Genomic DNA, 15,600 nt, shown 5'->3' on the forward strand with positions numbered 1-15,600 from the left:
TTATCTTCAGAATTCAGCGCGGATGCCAGCATACCATGTGCGGGTGAAGTTAACGGGGTAAATGGCATCATCCCTAATCCATAGGCCGTTGCTCTGATCAAACAGATTCTGTACCTGAACATAGGCACTCAGCTTGCCGAACTGATGCTGATAGCTGATGTCCGTACTGTTAAAGGCTTTTTGCTTCTGCTTGAAATTATTAGCAAAGTCCTCGGCTGCCAGAGCTTTGCTGCGCCAAATCTGGTTGATGCTGAATGAGCCACGTTCGCTGGCCTGGTAATTTACCCCCAGGGTTGCGCTGTGTTCAGATACCCCGGGTAAATCTTTGCCATTAAAGGCGCCGGTACCGCTGTCTTCGCGGTCAATAATGGCGCGTGTCCAGCTGTAATTCAGACGAACGGCAAGCTGTTCGCTGGCCTGATACTGGTTCTGCAATTCAGCACCGTATTTGTGCGATTCATCGATATTGGTGTTGCTGAAAGTTTGCGGATTGTAGTAAATCTCATCCGTCAGATCCGTATAAAAAATAACGGCCTTAAGTTTATTGCGGCTGTGCAGATGGTTCAGGCCGAGGTTAACTGTGCGTGACTCGGCCGGTTTGATAAAACCATTGAAGCCGGTACCTATAAAGTTCCAGCTGCTGTCATACAGCTGAGTAAAAAACCGGTCAATGTCGGGTGCCTGAAAGCCCTGGTTCAGGTTGGCAAAGACGGTTAGTTGTGCAGAAATTTTCTGGTTAATACCCAGATCCCAGGCCGTCAGATAATGATTGTCCTGCAACAGCGTGACGCTACTACGGTATTGATAGTCAGCCTTCTCACGCCGCCAGCCGGCGCTGATGCGGGTGTCCTGCAGGCGGTATTCAGCCTGAATATAAGCAGCACTGTTTTCTTTGGTTGTGGTATCAGTAGCACTGCTGCGCTCGCCATCAAAGAGTTGAACGCCGGTGAGTACCTGAAGGTTGTTTTGTTGCCAGGCAATGGAATAATCACCGGAGCGGTAATCATATTCTGATAGCCAGCCACTGGAATATTCTGAATCTTTTTTCTCAATAAAGTAATCAGCATTCAAACGCAGATTGTCGTTGATCTGAAGGCTGGTGCCTACACGACTCACATCGACAGTAAAGGTTTGACCGGTGTAGGTTTTACCAGCGTTTTGTTCTGGATTGTTATTAAATTGAGGCAGAGTCAGTGTGTCTCCATAGGTGGTATCCAGCCACGAGCGTTCCTTACCGGCACGGATCTCAACCCCAGACATGGGAAACAGCTTTAAATCCGCTGCTACGTTGTTGCTATCGGAATCATCTTTTTCGCCGGTAATGTCCTGGTCGCGGAAACCGTCACTGCGACCGTTTTCGGCGAGCAGCTGCAGGGTAAATTGCTCTTCGGTAATGCCGGCGCTGACGCTGGTCGATGAATAACCGTGGCTGCCGGCGGCAATATTCAGTGCGCCACCGGTCTGGTCTTTGGTCACAATATTAATAATGCCGGCCATGGCACCATCACCTTGCGCCACCGAGCCGCTGCCTTTAATAATTTCAATCCGTTCAATGCTTAATAATGGCACGCTGCTGAGCAGCTGAGGTACGGTGTCGACGTTGTTCAGGCGGCGACCATTTACCGTTACTACGATATTCTGATGGCCAGAGCCAACACCATAACCACGCATATCCAGTAATTGTGCAAAGGGGTTGCCGTACGAGGGTAATACGGTCACAGAGCTGTAGCGATTCAGGTAATCGTACAGGTCAATGGCACCGGAACGGGTAATGTCATCGGCATGATGAATTTCCGCCGCATAAGTGGCCAGCATATCGGGCTGAGCGATGCGGTTACCGGTTACCACCACCGGTGCTAATTCGCTATTTTCTGTGCTGGCAGAATGGGCCGTCGCAGCGATAAAAATGCTGCTTAAGGACAGCAAAAGAGAGATTTTTTTCATAGTAATCCGAATGGTAAAAAGACCAATCGGCGGATTCAGGAGGGAGCGGGCAGCAAAAAATTACCCGGCACCCGCATCGCCCACCGCAATACGTTGCTTGGGAGCCTCTGAATAACTCTGCACAGCTCTGCGCGAGTCTTTCCGGGCTGTAGAGCAAGGCGGCGAACGCCGAGAATGGCGAGCCCTTTTCAAGTTCGCCAACGTCGCTATACGGTCCGGAAAGCCGCGCCCTACGGGGATGGAAGGAAAACCCCGACTCGGTGTCGCCGGGTTTTGCCAGAACCCGCGATGCCTGCAACCCGGCTTCGTGATTCAGAACTTTCCTGCCATCCAGAGCGGGCACTGAGTTATTCAGAGGCTCCCTTGATTATTCAGGCCGGTCTCCGGGCTGACGACCTGATTCCGGGCTTACGCCGGAACCGCTGCTAACGCCTTCCCATACTTTATTAAGCACAGTGGCATCTGGTTAGCAGTGCGGTTGATCACCGTTGCGGGGGCAGCGCTGGATTGGCCTTGTGGCGCACCAGTCTTCCCGTTTAACTTGCTCCGCAAAAAGGGAACAAGCACCTGAAGCCGCGCAGGGTAATGGCAGGGGATAACAGGGTCAAGGGCAGGGGAAATAATACCGCTGAAATTTCCGCATGCAGATCACGCGGAAATTTCATGCAGCTGCTGGTACAACGCTGTGGTTAACGGCAGGGCATAATTTTTTTCTGCCGCGATTTTTAATAAATACCCGCAAATATAGGGTAATTCGGTTGGCCGGTTATGCAGCACATCCTGCAGTGTGGATGACTGATTGGCGGCGGTCGCGGCGGCCACTTGCTGCACCCGCTCAACCAGCCCGGCGGCTTCCGGCCAGCCTAAACAGGCATACAACCCGGCAATCTCTGTGCTGAGCGCGTCCAGCTGCTGCCGGTAAAGCGGGTTCTGCAGTAATTCACCATTGTGGCAGCGCAATTGTGCGGTCAGCGGATTAATCACCGCATTAATGGCCAGCTTGGTCCGAAGCTGGCTGGCAATATTATTCACTATGCGGGTATGAGGTGGAGTAACCACCGCATGGTCGGCGTCCGTTATTTCTGTGCCCCAGCGGCCAATCAGGTTGTCGCCCTGGCCGGCATACACCACGCGGTCGTCAGCGCGGTAAGCGCCTTCGGTGCTCATACCGGCCCATAGCTGGCAGGGCAGTTGTTGTTCTTGCAGCCAGTCGGCCAGCTGTTGCTGCTGCCCCATGCCGTTCTGCACTAACAGAATATTCTTCACCGCTGTTAAATGGTTGCGCCAGGGAGTCAGTGCCGTCTGGGTGGCTGCGGCTTTGGTACAGATCACCAGCCAGTCCAGCGCTTCACCTTGCCAACAGGGCAGTGTCTGTTGCCAGAGTTGTTGCTGTACCTGCACTTTCAGGTTGCACGCGCTGTGCTGATCACGGGGCAGAGCGACCAGCGGCAGGTCACGCCAATGCCAGGCCAGCACCGAGCCGAGCGAGCCAAGACCAAGAATGCCGATGCGGAGCGGGGGCTGGGTCATCAGAAGGGGTTTACCGGGTGCAGAACAAATAAAAGACGGGCCTGTGGAACAAACAATAGGCCCGTCTGGCTCAGGCTTCCGCGTTGCTGTAAGCCGGTGCAGGTTGCCAGCGGCGTAACAGTTGGCTGCGGACGTTGTCGGTATGGTCAGCGGGTAAATTACGCAACCAGAGTTCCAGCCGTACTTCGTCTTCATCAACGCGCTTGGCCAGCTCATCCAGCGCCACGCCCCGTTCGCGCAGTAACCACACCACCAGCGGCATTAAGTGGTGGAAACGACGGCGCTGGGTCGGGTCACGCAGGTCGGCAACGCTTAAGCCAAACTGTTCGGCCACCAGTTGGCAGGCATCGGCGAACAGGCGATTAACATCGTCTGCGGTATACGCCGATTGCACCAGGGCTTCCTGTTTCAGATGCCGGTTAATAAAGGCATCGCGGGCCAGCGCCTGATAGAGCGGGTGGTTGCCGTGGCGCAGGTCGAGTTTCTCTCCCACCGGTTGTTGCATAACCGCTTCGTAATGCTGGCTGCGGTTGCGGCGGCTGTGGGCCAGTAAATTGAGCATGGATTCAGTATCAATCCAGGCCGGCGGCTGCGGTTCGCGGTACCAGCGGTCGCTGCTCCAGGGCCACAGGCTGGCATCGGCGACTTTGCCGCTGTAACGCGGCCAGTCGTGCAGTTGCAATACCAGCGGCGCCAGATAGGCCTGTTCATCCACTAACAGTACGGTGCTTTGTTCCGCCAGCACCTGACGGCGCTTATTCCAGCAGCGTTCATGCAGGTTATCGAAGGCCGTGTGGATATCGTCCATCACTTCGCTCCAGTCGCGCTGGCAGCGCAGCACCAACCGGACCGAGTGGCTGTCGAATACATAGGCCAGCAGGCGAGTGCCGGGCAGGGTGGCCAGGGCTTTCAGGGCGTATTCGTATTCAAATACCGACTGAAAAATGGCTTGTTCTTTCGCTCCGGTCAGCGCGAAGTAGTACACTCCGGCTCCGTGCAGGGTCATTTTGGTTTCCATGACAATAATCTAGCTGACTTTGTTATAAGTTCCAGCGCCGGCAAACTTGCCCGGGTTAGCTGCACAGGGGTTAGAATACGCGCTTTTGCTGAGGAGTGAAGCAATGCCTTCTTTTGATGTGGTTTCTGAAGTTGATAAACACGAAGCCCGTAACGCCGTAGAACAGGCCAGCCGCGAGCTGAGCACCCGCTTTGATTTCCGTGGGGTGGATGCCAGTTTCGAGCAGAACGATCTGGAAGTGACCATGACTGCCAACCATGAATTTCAGATTGAGCAGATGAAATCCATGCTCACCGGCGCCATGACCAAGCGTGGCATTAAGGTGAACTGTCTGGAGTACAGCAAGCCGGAAGGTACCGGCAAACTGGTGCGGGTGAAGGCCAAAATGCGTCAGGGCATCGACAGCGACCTGGCCCGTAAAATGGTGAAGCTGATCAAAGACAGCAAGCTGAAAGTACAGGTACAGGTGCAGGGCGATACCTTGCGCGTACAGGGCAAAAGCCGGGACGATCTGCAGGGCGCCATGCAACTGCTGCGTACCGATGAAAGCATTGATATGCCCCTGGCGTTCAAGAACTTCAAAGATTGAACGTCTACCCGCCACTGCCACCGGCGCTGCTGCGCTGGTGGGCTGATGTCCGGCGCATTTATCTGCGCAAACCGGTGCTGGTCATTGCCCTCCTGGGCTTCAGCGCCGGGTTACCCTTTTTGCTGGTGTTTTCCACTTTGTCGGCCTGGTTGTTTGATGCCGGGGTGGAGCGTACCGCCATTGGTTTTTTTGCCTGGGTCGGCATTACCTATTCCGTAAAAGTGTTCTGGGCGCCGGTGGTGGATCGTTTTGCGCTGCCCGTTTTGTCGCACCTCGGGCAACGGCGCGGCTGGATTCTGGCCGGTCAGCTCGGCATCATCGCCGGGCTGGTGCTAATGAGTATGAGCAACCCTGCCTCGTCGCTGCTGGTGATTGCGTTGGCGGCGGTGCTGGTGGCGTTCTGTTCCTCCACCCAGGATGTGGCGGTGGATGCTCTGCGCATTGAATCGGCTGAGGATGAGCTGCAGGGTATGTTGTCAGCGGCTTATATTTTTGGCTATCGGGCCGCTCTGCTGGTCGCCGGTGCCGGCGCCCTTTACATCGCCGAGTTTGGCAGCTGGGCGCTGGCGTATTTATGCATGGCAGGTCTGATGGGGCTGGGCGTGGCAGCGGTGCTGTGGGCCGATGAGCCGCAACGGGTCAGCGCTGAACAGCGGGACCAGAATGAAATAATTCTGATTGACCAGATTATGGGCCGGCCGATGCAGATGGCGCAGCGGCCAGGCTGGCAACGCTGGTTGCTGGGTGCGGTGGTGTGCCCGGTGCTGGAGTTTTTTCAGCGTAACGGCAAGTTTGCGCTGCTGATCCTGAGCTTTATTGCCTTGTTCCGCCTCAGCGATATCACCATGGGCATGATGGCCAACCCCTTTTATCTGGATCTGGGGTACAGCAAAGCCGATATCGCCAGCGTGGCCAAAGTCTTTGGCTTTTTTATGACCATTTTCGGCTCGGCGCTGTGCGGTGTGCTGGTGGTAAGACACGGCATTATGCAGCCGCTGTTACTGGGCGCGATTATGGTGGCGGGCACCAATCTGCTGTTTGCCTTACTGGCGGTGCTGGGCAGTAACGGGGTGACCCCCCCCATATACGGGCTGGCGCTGGTGATTGGTGCCGATAACCTCAGCGGCGGCATTGCCAGCACGGCCTTTGTGGCGTATTTGTCCAGCCTGGCCAATCGCAGTTACACCGCCACCCAATACGCACTGTTCAGTTCACTGATGACCCTGCCGGGTAAATTTATCAGTGGGTTTTCCGGCTGGGTGATCGACAGCAGTGGTTACATGGAATTTTTTCTGCTGGCGGCGGCACTGGGCATTCCGGCCATCGTGCTGGTGCTGGTGTTGATGCGGCATGCCCGCCATGAGCCACCGGCCGTCGAGGCCAAGAACCCGCTGTCAGCGCCCTGATCGGTTAACGGCTGCGCCCAGCCAGGCGGCACCGCGCACACCGCTGGAATCACCGTGCACCGATTGTTTCAGTGGCGTACAGACGGTGTCGGAAAACACATAGTCGCCCCACAGTCGCGGTACTTCGGTGCAGAGGCCGGGCAGGTTGGAGACACCGCCGCCGAGCACAATGACGTGCGGGTCCATCAGGTTAATCACCGCCGCCAGCGCTTTAGCCAGTCGCCGGTAATAGCGTTGCAGCACCTCCAGTGCCTGCGCTTCACCCCGCGTGGCCCGTTCGGCCCATTCCGGTGCGGATAAATCCAGGCCGGTTTCCTGCAACGCTTGCTGGCGCATTCCCGGCCCCGATAACAAGGTTTCCAGGCAGCCGTGCTGGCCGCAGTAACAGGGCGCTTCGCCATCCTCTGCGTTGCGCCACGGCAGCGGGTTGTGCCCCCATTCGCCGGCAATGGCGTTGGGGCCGCCGAGCAGCTGGCCATTTACCACCCAGCCACCGCCGCAGCCGGTACCGATAATCACGGCAAACACGGTTTTATAACCGGCGCCGGCGCCATCGGTGGCTTCCGATAGGGCCAGACAATCGGCATCGTTGGCCAGAATCACGCGCTGGCTAAGCGCCCGTTGCAGATCGCCCTGCAGATCGCGCCCGATCAGACAGGTGGTGTTGGCGTTTTTGATTAAACCGGTGGCCGGACTGACCGCACCGGGAATGCCGATGCCGAGGGTGAAATCGTTGGTATTCAGTTCACTGGCGGCGTTGTGCACCAGTGCGGTGATGTTGGCAACAATGGCGTCGTAGGAATGGGATGGGGTGGCGTTGCGGTGGCGTAACAGGGGTTCGCCGGACTCGTTCAGAACAATAATTTCGGTTTTGGTGCCGCCCAGATCAATGCCGAATTGCAGCATAATGGTGTCCGCAAAAATGGAAGAAACGGGCGGCAGTGTAGCAGAGTTGATTCAGGAACCGACCGGGTGGCTGTAGCTGCGGATCATGCTTTGCAGCATCGACGAGCTTTCGACCAGCCGGCAGCCGTTGCCATACAGGCTGGGGGTGATTTTGTCGCTCCACACCACTTCAACCACGCCCTGGCCGGTGCGGCGGTTGTCGATATTGGGCGGAATATCCACCAGATCCAGCTGCAGCCGGGTACCTGGGGCCAGGTAATCGTAGGAAGAAATCATCAGGCCCTGTTCGGAACAGTCGACCAGCAGACCCAGGTATTCCTTATTTTGTTGTTCGAATACACTGACGCTGCTTTTCAGCGTCCAGCGCGGGTGCATACGTTGATCAATAACGGATGTGCTCATAATGATTTCTCCACACAAACGGCTAAAACAACCACATTACTCCGCAGTGTAGCGCCGCCACAGGAACAAAGGCTATGACAGAAATGACGAACCTGGCGGTTACGCCGGCCATTCACCTGATTCTGGGCGCCGCCCGCAGTGGTAAAAGCCGCTACGCCGAGCAACAGGCCAGCCTGCTGGAACAGCAAAGCGCCGCCACGGTGGTGTATATTGCCACCGCCCAGGCCCATGACGGCGAAATGCAGCAACGTATCGATCAGCATCGTGATCAGCGCCCGGCGCACTGGCCGACTCTGGAAGAACCGCTGCAGCTGGCGGCCTGTTTGCAGCGGGCGCAACAGCAGTACCCCGGCTCAGCGTTGCTGGTGGATTGCCTGACCCTGTGGGTGACCAACTGTTTGTTACACAGTGACCCTGATTACTGGGTGCGCGAGCGCGAGGCATTACTGACGCTGTTGCCAGAGCTACAGCAACCGCTGTTGCTGGTGAGTAATGAAGTGGGCTGGGGCATTGTCCCCATGGGCGAACTGAGCCGTCGTTTTGTGGATGAAAGCGGCCGTCTGCATCAGGCCATTGCCGCGCAGGCGCAGGCGGTGACGCTGGTGGTGGCGGGGATACCGGTGGAAGTTAAACGCTAGACGTTTAACGGGAGACGGGAGACGCTCGCCTTGGGAATTTGCTGCCGGGCACGCTGAACCCTCAACCCCGAACCCTCAACCTGATCCGCATTATTTATTGATCTGATTTAAGGAACCGCATGACCATTCAAGCCTGGTGGCAGCAACCCGCCGCCGCCGTTTCCGAATCCTTCCGCCAGCAGGCGCTGGCGCGCCAGAATCAGCTGACCAAGCCGCCGGGTGCGCTGGGGCAGCTGGAGCAGGTTGCCGTGCAGCTGGCGGCTCTGCAGCAGCGCGTAAAACCTGCTGTTCAGAACCCGCAGCTGGTGGTATTCGCCGGCGATCATGGCGTGGTAGCGCAAGGGGTATCGGCGTTTCCGCAGGCGGTGACGGTGGCCATGCTCAGTAATTTTGTTGCTGGCGGTGCCGCAGTAGCGGTGCTGGCACGGTTGCACGGCATCGGTTTAAGCGTGGTTAATTGCGGGACCGTCACGCCCTGTGAGCATCTGGCCGGTGTTATTCAGTGCCCGGTGATGCCGGGCACGCAGGATTTTTCTCAGCAGCCCGCCATGAGCCCGGCGCAGGCGCAACAGGCGTTACGCATTGGTGCAGAACAGGTAGAGCGCCTGCACGCAGAAGGGTGTGATCTGTTTATGGCCGGCGAAATGGGCATTGGTAATACCTCGGCAGCCAGTTGTCTGGCGGCACTGCTGTTGCAGCAGGATGTCGTCGCACTCACTGGCCCTGGCACCGGCGTGCAGGGCGCCGCCCTCAGCCACAAACAACAGGTGCTGGCGGCCAGTGTGGCGCGGGCGCAACCGCTGGTAAGTTCGCCTTTGCAGGCACTGGAACAGGTTGGCGGGCTGGAACTGGCGGCCATGTGCGGTGCCTTTATGCGTGCTGCGCAGTTGGGTATTCCGGTGCTGGTGGATGGTTTTATCGCCACTGCCTCGGCCTTGTTGGCGGTGCAGCTGAACCCCGGCGTACGCGAGTGGCTGCTGTTCGGCCATCGCTCGGCTGAACCCGGCCATGCGGCGTTGCTGCAGGCCTTAGCAGCTGAGCCGCTCATTCAATTAGGCATGCGGCTGGGCGAAGGCTCGGGCGCGGCGGTTGCCTATGGCGTGGTGCAGCAGGCACTGGCCCTGCATAACGGCATGGCCACCTTTGCTGAAGCAGGCATCGGCTGATGCAGACGCGCATCGATATTATCCGCCACGGCGAACCGGAGGGCGGCAACGTCTTCCGCGGCCGCACCGATCATGCCTTAACCGGGTTGGGGCAGTGGCAGTTTGATCAGCGCATTGCCCGTCATCGCAGCGCCTGGCAGCGCGTGATCAGCTCGCCGCTGCAGCGGTGCCGGCAATCGGCGCAGACGCTGGCGCAGCAGCTGCAGATTCCGCTGCACATCGATGAGCGCTGGACCGAGATTGATTACGGCGATTGGGAAAACCAGCCAGTGGATTCCATCATGAACGACCCGGCGCAGGATGCCCGTGCCTTGTGGGAAGACCCGCTGAATTTCTGTGCTCCTAATGGCGAGCCGGTTGTCGTCTTGCAGCAGCGTGTACTGGCCGGCTGGCACAGTCTGCTCACTGACTATGCCGGTGAGCATCTGCTGGTGGTGTGCCACGGCGGTGTGATGCGTGTGTTGGCGCAGCAGCTGCTGCAACTGGCCCCCCAGGCCATGAACCGACTGGCGGTTCCTTATGCCGGCTTGCTGCGTTTCCGTATTGATCACAGCGAGTATCAGGGTCAGCCGCAGCAGTGGATTACGCTGGAACATCTGGATGGAAACGACCTGACACCATGAAACAGCACTTCAGCACACACGTCTGGGCCTTCTGGTACGCGCTGGCGTTGTTAAGCCGGGTGCCGGTGCCTTATTTGCAACGTACTGACCGCGATGTTGCCGCCACTTCATTGCTGTATTACCCCGTGGTGGGCGCCTTGCTCGGCTTGTTATTACTGGGCTTTACCCTGTTGTGCGGCTGGTGGAATCCGCAGCTGTCGCTGTTGCTGCTGGCGGCGTTACTGCTGTTGCTGTGGACAGGCTTTACCGGCGCCCTGCATCTGGACGGCTTAGCCGACAGCGCCGACGCCTGGGTGGGGGGGTTAGGCGACCGTGAGCGCACGCTGGCGATTATGAAAGATCCACAAAGCGGCCCGATGGGCGTGACTGCGGTGGTGCTGGCGTTGCTGCTGAAACTGGCGGCGATATTCGCGTTGCTGGAACAGACGCGCAGCGACAGTGGCTGGAATATTACGCTGCTGGCGGCCGGCTTATTGTTGGTCCCCATGCTGGCACGCGCGTCGGTGCTGGGGCTGCTGGCCACTACGCCATACGTCCGCAGCGGCGGCATGGCCAGCGATCTGGTCGCCGGTGCCACGCCGCTGCGGCTGGTGCTCTGGGGGCTGGCGCTGGCCGCGCTGGCATTACTGCTGGTGCCAGCGCAGGGGTTATTTCTGCTGGCGCTGTGGCTGACGCTGGTGTTGCTAGTGCGGCAACAGCTGCTGAAACGGCTGGGGGGCTGTACCGGCGACACCCTGGGCGCCGGTATTGAACTGCAGGAGGCGTTACTGCTGGCCGCGCTGGCTTTATAACGGCTGGGGCAATCAGTCGTACATGCTGGTAATCACGTCGATGGAGGGCTTCAGCGTCGCGCGCCAGGTCTGCTCCAGGGTGGGTGAAAATTGCGGGTCGTGGCGGTACAGGGTTTCCATCAGGGCGTCCAGCCACAGGCTGTAATACGACGGGTGAATATTCATTTTTGCTTTGCTGTGGCTTTCACCCAATGCGCGGATTTTGCTGTCGGACATACCGCGCGCGTGCATTACCAGCCACATGATGCCGCCGCGTAATAAACCGCGCTGCGATTCCATATTGGTGTTGGCAAACATGGCGCGGATATCCGCCGATTTACCCATAAAAATCGTATAGAAATCTTCGAAAAAAGCCGGGTTGTTGCAGCTGCGGCCATAGCTTTGAAACACAATATCGGGATTGCCCATCATCGGTTCTCTGTGGGTTTTTTGCGGGGGGATTAACAAGGCGGCGCAGGGTAAGGATTTTTGGCCACTATGGCAAAGGGACTTTTGTGGTGAATTGGTTAACGCTGGCGCGATTATTTTAACGCTGACGTAATTGGTTGACTCGTATTCTGTTTCAGCGATGACGCCATACATCTGGTACACTCGGCGCCGGAAAAAATCAGCGGCCATTGTATGACAAGCACTCCGGATTCCAGTCTTTTTCCCGGTTATTTCCCGGAACTTTTGCCGCTGTTGCTGCTGGCGGCGTTATTGCTCGACCGCTGGCTGGGCGAACCGGCGCGTTTTCATCCGCTGGTGGGGTTTGGCAACTGGGTGGCCTGGCTGGAACGTCGTTTAAATCGGACAACAGAGCGACCGCTGGCCGGACGTATATTGGGTGTGCTGGCGTTATTACTGGCGTTATCCCCCTTGCTGGTTATTGCTGTGGTGCTGCTGTGGCTGTACCAGCAAACGCCGGTGTTATTCTGGCTGGCGCATATCGTGATTCTGTATTTCTGCATCGGCTGGCAAAGTCTGCAACAACATGTGCAGGCGGTAGCGCAGGCCTTACAAGCGGATGATTTACCTCTGGCGCGGGAAAAACTGAGTTGGATGGTCAGCCGCGATACGGCGCAATTATCGGATTCTGAGGTGGCGCAGGCGAGCCTTGAAAGTCTGCTGGAAAATTCCCTCGATGCTTTATTCGCCACGCTGTTCTGGTTTTGCCTTGGTGGCGCGCTGGCGGCTTTAATGCACCGCTGGGTGAATACGCTGGATGCCATGTGGGGCTATAAAAATAGCCGTTTCCGTTATTTTGGCTGGGCCGCCGCGCGGCTGGACGATGCGCTGGCCTATATTCCGGCGCGCTTAACGGCGCTGAGTTTTGTGCTGCTGGGCCGGTATAAGAAACAGGCGTTAACGTGCTGGCGGCAACAGGCAGCGGCCTGCGCCAGCCCCAACGGTGGCCCGGTGATGACCGCTGGGGCTGGTGCCTTAAATATCCGCCTCAGTGAACGCGCCTGTTACCACGGTGAATGGAAAATAAAACCGCCGATGGGCTCGGGTAACGCCGCTACCGTTGCCGATATTCAGCCGGTCTTTCAGTTAATTCGACGGGTGTTGTGGCTGTGGTTGCTGGTGATTTTTATCGCCGTTATCGGGTGGAAAATGTTCGCATGAGTCTGATCTTATTACCCGGTACAACGCCACCGGTGCACGGTGCCGATTTAACCAACGCGTTGCAGCAATACGGCGGTGAGCCGGAACACTGGCTGGATTTATCGGCCGCGATCAGCCCCTACAGTTGGTGGGCCGAGCGCGGCTTAATGCCGGCGGCCAACAGTCTGCGCAATTTACCGCAGCCGGTGGCGGAATTAGCACAGGCCTGTGTGCAGTATTACGGCCATGCCGCGTTGCCGGTGCCGGGTTCGCAGGCGGCTATTCAGACGCTGCCACGTTGTTTTTCCCACGCCCGCGTGTGGGTGCAGGCCGATACCTACGCCGAGCATGCGTTCAGTTGGCAACAGGCCGGCCACAATGTGCAGGAATTAACGCTGGCGGACATACGGGCCGCGTTTCATAAGGGTACCGCACTGCCGGATCTGTTAATTCTGGTGAATCCTGCTAATCCCAGTGGCGAGTGTTTAGCGGCGGATGAAGTGCAACAATGGACGGCGCAATTACAGCAGCTGGGCGGTTATATGCTGGTGGATGAAGCCTTTATGGACTGCACGCCCGAACACAGCATTCTGAATATTCCGCTGGCGGCTAACCGCATGGTGCTGCGCTCACTGGGTAAATTTTTCGGACTGGCCGGGTTACGTTGTGGGTTTGTGATTGCGGCTGAGTCGGTGCAACAGCGACTTCAGCAACAACTGGGGCCCTGGGCGGTGAACAGTCTGGCGCTCAGCATCGCCTCGCAGGCACTGCGTGACGAAGCCTGGCAGCAACAACAGCGGCTGCGGTTACTGCGGATGCAGGAACAGGTGCTGGATACCTGCCGTTTGCTGCAATTACCGGTGCTGGGCAGCACGCCGTTGTTTGTGACGTTTCAGGGCGAAAAAACACAGATCATGCACACCCAACTGGCGCAGCAGAAAATATGGAGCCGGTATTTTCCACGCCAGCAATGGTTACGGTTGGGCATGCCCGATCCGCAACAATGGCCGCGTTTATACAGCGCCTTAAAAACGCTGAGGGAGTTATGATGAAAATAGTTTGGTGTTTAACGCTGTTTTTTTTCAGCGCATCAGTACAGGCATTAACGCTCACCGACGATAGCGGTCAGGCTGTGCGTTTGTCGGCGCCGGCCCAGCGCATTATTACCTTAACGCCGCACGCCACTGAGCTGATGTTTGCGGTGGGAGCCGGTCAGCAGGTTGTCGGCGCGGTGGATTATTCCGATTACCCGGCCGATGCGGAAAAAATCCCCCGTGTCGGCGGTTATTCCGGTCTGAATATTGAAGCTATTCTGGCGTTGCAGCCGGATCTGATTATTTACTGGCCGGAGGGCAATCCGGCGCGGGAAATACAGCGCTTAAAACAGCTAAAAATGCCGCTGTACGCTTCCGATCCCAACAGTTTTGCGGATATTGCCAGAAGCCTGGAACATTATGGTGAAATCAGCGGTAATGTTGCCAAGGGGCAACAAGCCGCTACGCAATTCCGTCAGCGGCTGAATGCGTTGCAGCAGCGCTATGCCGGTGCCGGGAAATTGCGGGTGTTTTATCAGGTCTGGCATCAGCCACTGGTAACGCAAAGTGGCGATACCTTTATTTCCCGCGTACTGGAATTGTGTGGTGGTGAGAATATTTTTGCCGACCTGCCCATGCGTTCACCCCAAATCAGTGAAGAAGCGGTACTGGCAGAAAATCCTGACGTCATTATTGCCAGTGGCATGGCGGCTGAGCGCCCGGAATGGCTGGATCACTGGCGGCGTTATCCACATCTGAACGCGGTAAAACATAACCATCTTTACCATGTGCATCCCGATTTATTACATCGGCCGACCCCCAGGTTGCTGGATGGTGCTGAGCAGGTTTGTGCGTTATTGCATAGAGTGCGACAGAAGCCGTAAGGTTTTTGCCCATAAGGATGTAAAAATCCCGCCCGGTTTTTACCGGGCGGGATTTTTTATGGGCTTATTTAACGGTGCCGATTTTATTCAAAACTGCGGGGTCTCAGCAGTTCTGGTTTCAGAATGGGTTTTGAGCCGGTGTTATCGTGCTGGCCCAGAATTTTTCCATTCCGCTCAGTTCCGTACATAGAAAATTTATGGAAATTCAGGAATTTCTCCCGGGTTTCCTTGGCATTACCGGTATAGCGTGGGTCTTGCGGGCGCTCTTGCGAGTTAATGTATAACGCTACATCCCAGGCTTCTTTATCGGACAAACGGCCCGGCTGACCCAGTGGCATATTGTTTTTAATAAAGGAAGCGGCAGTGAATACCCGGATCATACCGGCGCCCCAGTTGTAAGAGTTATCCCCCCACAGTGCCGGGAATACCACTTTACCATCGACTTTTTTACCGGCGCCGTCAGCGCCATGACAAACCTGGCAGTTTTCGGTGTACACCTGCTGGCCTTTTTCATAGCTGATGTCTTTCGGCATCTGGTTGCCCAACGAGTTAAAGCCACGGCCGGCAATATTGCTGTCATACACCTTGGCACCTTTAGCCATGTACTGGTGGTAAGAGGTAATGGCCAGCATATCGTCACTGCCATAGGCGGGTGGGATGCCGTTCATTGAGAACGAGAAACAGCCGACAATACGCTCTTCCAGTGAATTCACATGGCCGTTTTTGCCACGGAAATCGGGCAAGGTGGTGGCGGCTGGCCAGACTGGGCCGGACCAGGCCATACGGCCTTCGCCCATGTGGCAGGATTTACAGCTCATGTCGTTAAAGACATATTTGCCGCGGTATTTCTGGGTATCCATAAACATATCGCGGCCTTTCAGAATCACTTTGCGCAATTCCGGATGCAGACTTTTATCGGCATTAATATCGTCAACCGTGGGGGCTTTGTGGACATACTGGCCTTCTTTAAACGCCGGCAGGATAACGCCATGCGGCTGTGCCAATGCGCCCACAGAGAACCCGGTAATGGCCACAGTACCCACAGCGATGGTGATTTTTTTCAGTGCGTTCATAACAGGTTC

Annotated in this window: 16 protein-coding genes and 1 riboswitch; of the genes, 9 read left to right on the forward strand and 7 right to left on the reverse strand. The window is 56.8% G+C overall.

Annotation, left to right across the window (positions count from 1 at the left end):
- Positions 1–6: 6 nt before the first annotated feature.
- The 3 genes from GJQ55_RS03020 to GJQ55_RS03030 form a co-directional block, all read right to left on the reverse strand.
- The gene (locus GJQ55_RS03020) at positions 7–1,944 is read right to left on the reverse strand and encodes a TonB-dependent receptor (RefSeq protein ID WP_228346038.1); all 1,938 of its coding nucleotides are present in this window, start codon (positions 1,942–1,944) and stop codon (positions 7–9) included.
- A gap of 357 nt (positions 1,945–2,301) precedes the next feature.
- A riboswitch (cobalamin riboswitch) is annotated at positions 2,302–2,530 on the reverse strand.
- Positions 2,531–2,592: 62 nt separating this feature from the next.
- Positions 2,593–3,474 (reverse strand): ketopantoate reductase family protein, encoded by an 882-nt coding sequence (locus GJQ55_RS03025; RefSeq protein ID WP_228346039.1) that lies wholly within the window; start codon positions 3,472–3,474, stop codon positions 2,593–2,595.
- A gap of 70 nt (positions 3,475–3,544) precedes the next feature.
- On the reverse strand, positions 3,545–4,480 hold the full coding sequence (locus GJQ55_RS03030; RefSeq protein WP_228346040.1) for a hypothetical protein: 936 nt from the start codon (positions 4,478–4,480) through the stop codon (positions 3,545–3,547).
- Between the two features lie 115 nt (positions 4,481–4,595).
- Here GJQ55_RS03030 and GJQ55_RS03035 point away from each other — a divergent pair, with 115 nt between their 5' ends.
- Together GJQ55_RS03035 and GJQ55_RS03040 are read left to right on the forward strand one after the other, a co-directional pair.
- On the forward strand, positions 4,596–5,081 hold the full coding sequence (locus GJQ55_RS03035) for a YajQ family cyclic di-GMP-binding protein (RefSeq protein ID WP_228346041.1): 486 nt from the start codon (positions 4,596–4,598) through the stop codon (positions 5,079–5,081).
- A complete protein-coding gene (locus GJQ55_RS03040) occupies positions 5,078–6,487 on the forward strand; it encodes an AmpG family muropeptide MFS transporter (RefSeq protein WP_228346042.1) in 1,410 nt (469 codons plus the stop codon). Before GJQ55_RS03035 ends, GJQ55_RS03040 begins: the two co-directional genes overlap by 4 nt.
- Here GJQ55_RS03040 and GJQ55_RS03045 read toward each other — a convergent pair.
- A complete protein-coding gene (locus tag GJQ55_RS03045) occupies positions 6,476–7,393 on the reverse strand; it encodes an ROK family protein (protein WP_228346043.1) in 918 nt (305 codons plus the stop codon). The two genes, GJQ55_RS03040 and GJQ55_RS03045, sit on opposite strands and share 12 nt — an antisense overlap.
- Positions 7,394–7,444: 51 nt before the next feature.
- Positions 7,445–7,795, reverse strand: a complete 351-nt coding sequence (locus tag GJQ55_RS03050; protein WP_228346044.1) for a PilZ domain-containing protein — start codon at positions 7,793–7,795, stop codon at positions 7,445–7,447.
- A gap of 74 nt (positions 7,796–7,869) precedes the next feature.
- On the opposite strand from GJQ55_RS03050, the gene cobU reads away from it, so the two are divergent.
- From cobU to GJQ55_RS03070, 4 genes are all read left to right on the forward strand, one after another.
- Entirely contained in the window at positions 7,870–8,433 is a 564-nt protein-coding gene (cobU, locus tag GJQ55_RS03055; protein ID WP_228346045.1) for a bifunctional adenosylcobinamide kinase/adenosylcobinamide-phosphate guanylyltransferase, read from the forward strand.
- Between the two features lie 119 nt (positions 8,434–8,552).
- Entirely contained in the window at positions 8,553–9,599 is a 1,047-nt protein-coding gene (cobT, locus tag GJQ55_RS03060; RefSeq protein ID WP_228346046.1) for a nicotinate-nucleotide--dimethylbenzimidazole phosphoribosyltransferase, read from the forward strand.
- Positions 9,599–10,222, forward strand: a complete 624-nt coding sequence (locus GJQ55_RS03065) for a histidine phosphatase family protein (RefSeq protein WP_228346047.1) — start codon at positions 9,599–9,601, stop codon at positions 10,220–10,222. Before cobT ends, GJQ55_RS03065 begins: the two co-directional genes overlap by 1 nt.
- The gene (locus GJQ55_RS03070; RefSeq protein WP_228346048.1) at positions 10,219–11,013 is read left to right on the forward strand and encodes an adenosylcobinamide-GDP ribazoletransferase; all 795 of its coding nucleotides are present in this window, start codon (positions 10,219–10,221) and stop codon (positions 11,011–11,013) included. Before GJQ55_RS03065 ends, GJQ55_RS03070 begins: the two co-directional genes overlap by 4 nt.
- 12 nt (positions 11,014–11,025) lie before the next feature.
- Here GJQ55_RS03070 and GJQ55_RS03075 read toward each other — a convergent pair whose 3' ends face one another.
- Complete coding sequence (locus tag GJQ55_RS03075) at positions 11,026–11,424, reverse strand: globin (RefSeq protein ID WP_228346049.1); 399 nt, start codon at positions 11,422–11,424, stop codon at positions 11,026–11,028.
- A 210-nt stretch (positions 11,425–11,634) separates the two neighbouring features.
- Here GJQ55_RS03075 and cbiB point away from each other — a divergent pair, with 210 nt between their 5' ends.
- Genes cbiB through GJQ55_RS03090 form a run of 3 tightly spaced genes read left to right on the forward strand, consistent with a single transcriptional unit; the run spans position 11,635 to position 14,518 of the window.
- Complete coding sequence (gene cbiB / locus GJQ55_RS03080; protein WP_228346050.1) at positions 11,635–12,621, forward strand: adenosylcobinamide-phosphate synthase CbiB; 987 nt, start codon at positions 11,635–11,637, stop codon at positions 12,619–12,621.
- A complete protein-coding gene (cobD, locus tag GJQ55_RS03085; RefSeq protein WP_228346051.1) occupies positions 12,618–13,649 on the forward strand; it encodes a threonine-phosphate decarboxylase CobD in 1,032 nt (343 codons plus the stop codon). Before cbiB ends, cobD begins: the two co-directional genes overlap by 4 nt.
- The gene (locus GJQ55_RS03090) at positions 13,646–14,518 is read left to right on the forward strand and encodes a cobalamin-binding protein (protein WP_228346052.1); all 873 of its coding nucleotides are present in this window, start codon (positions 13,646–13,648) and stop codon (positions 14,516–14,518) included. The genes cobD and GJQ55_RS03090 overlap by 4 nt, the downstream gene beginning before the upstream one ends.
- 83 nt (positions 14,519–14,601) lie before the next feature.
- Here the strand turns inward: GJQ55_RS03090 and GJQ55_RS03095 are convergent, their stop codons facing one another.
- Positions 14,602–15,591 carry a c-type cytochrome gene (locus GJQ55_RS03095; RefSeq protein ID WP_228346053.1) on the reverse strand — a complete coding sequence of 330 codons (990 nt, stop codon included), beginning with the start codon at positions 15,589–15,591 and terminating at the stop codon, positions 14,602–14,604.
- Positions 15,592–15,600: the final 9 nt, after the last annotated feature.

This window comes from Venatoribacter cucullus (assembly GCF_016132445.1).
Classification (GTDB): Bacteria; Pseudomonadota; Gammaproteobacteria; order Pseudomonadales; family Oceanobacteraceae; genus Venatoribacter; species Venatoribacter cucullus.

Excerpts from the sequence above, each read along its gene's own strand:
- GJQ55_RS03020 (WP_228346038.1), bottom strand. The coding sequence starts at position 1,944 with ATGAAAAAAATCTCTCTTTTGCTGTCCTTAAGCAGCATTTTTATCGCT.
- GJQ55_RS03025 (WP_228346039.1), bottom strand. The coding sequence starts at position 3,474 with ATGACCCAGCCCCCGCTCCGCATCGGCATTCTTGGTCTTGGCTCGCTC.
- GJQ55_RS03030 (WP_228346040.1), bottom strand. The coding sequence starts at position 4,480 with ATGACCCTGCACGGAGCCGGAGTGTACTACTTCGCGCTGACCGGAGCG.
- GJQ55_RS03035 (WP_228346041.1), top strand. The coding sequence starts at position 4,596 with ATGCCTTCTTTTGATGTGGTTTCTGAAGTTGATAAACACGAAGCCCGT.
- GJQ55_RS03045 (WP_228346043.1), bottom strand. The coding sequence starts at position 7,393 with ATGCTGCAATTCGGCATTGATCTGGGCGGCACCAAAACCGAAATTATT.
- GJQ55_RS03050 (WP_228346044.1), bottom strand. The coding sequence starts at position 7,795 with ATGAGCACATCCGTTATTGATCAACGTATGCACCCGCGCTGGACGCTG.
- cobU (WP_228346045.1), top strand. The coding sequence starts at position 7,870 with ATGACAGAAATGACGAACCTGGCGGTTACGCCGGCCATTCACCTGATT.
- cobT (WP_228346046.1), top strand. The coding sequence starts at position 8,553 with ATGACCATTCAAGCCTGGTGGCAGCAACCCGCCGCCGCCGTTTCCGAA.
- GJQ55_RS03065 (WP_228346047.1), top strand. The coding sequence starts at position 9,599 with ATGCAGACGCGCATCGATATTATCCGCCACGGCGAACCGGAGGGCGGC.
- GJQ55_RS03070 (WP_228346048.1), top strand. The coding sequence starts at position 10,219 with ATGAAACAGCACTTCAGCACACACGTCTGGGCCTTCTGGTACGCGCTG.
- GJQ55_RS03075 (WP_228346049.1), bottom strand. The coding sequence starts at position 11,424 with ATGATGGGCAATCCCGATATTGTGTTTCAAAGCTATGGCCGCAGCTGC.
- cbiB (WP_228346050.1), top strand. The coding sequence starts at position 11,635 with ATGACAAGCACTCCGGATTCCAGTCTTTTTCCCGGTTATTTCCCGGAA.
- cobD (WP_228346051.1), top strand. The coding sequence starts at position 12,618 with ATGAGTCTGATCTTATTACCCGGTACAACGCCACCGGTGCACGGTGCC.
- GJQ55_RS03090 (WP_228346052.1), top strand. The coding sequence starts at position 13,646 with ATGATGAAAATAGTTTGGTGTTTAACGCTGTTTTTTTTCAGCGCATCA.
- GJQ55_RS03095 (WP_228346053.1), bottom strand. The coding sequence starts at position 15,591 with ATGAACGCACTGAAAAAAATCACCATCGCTGTGGGTACTGTGGCCATT.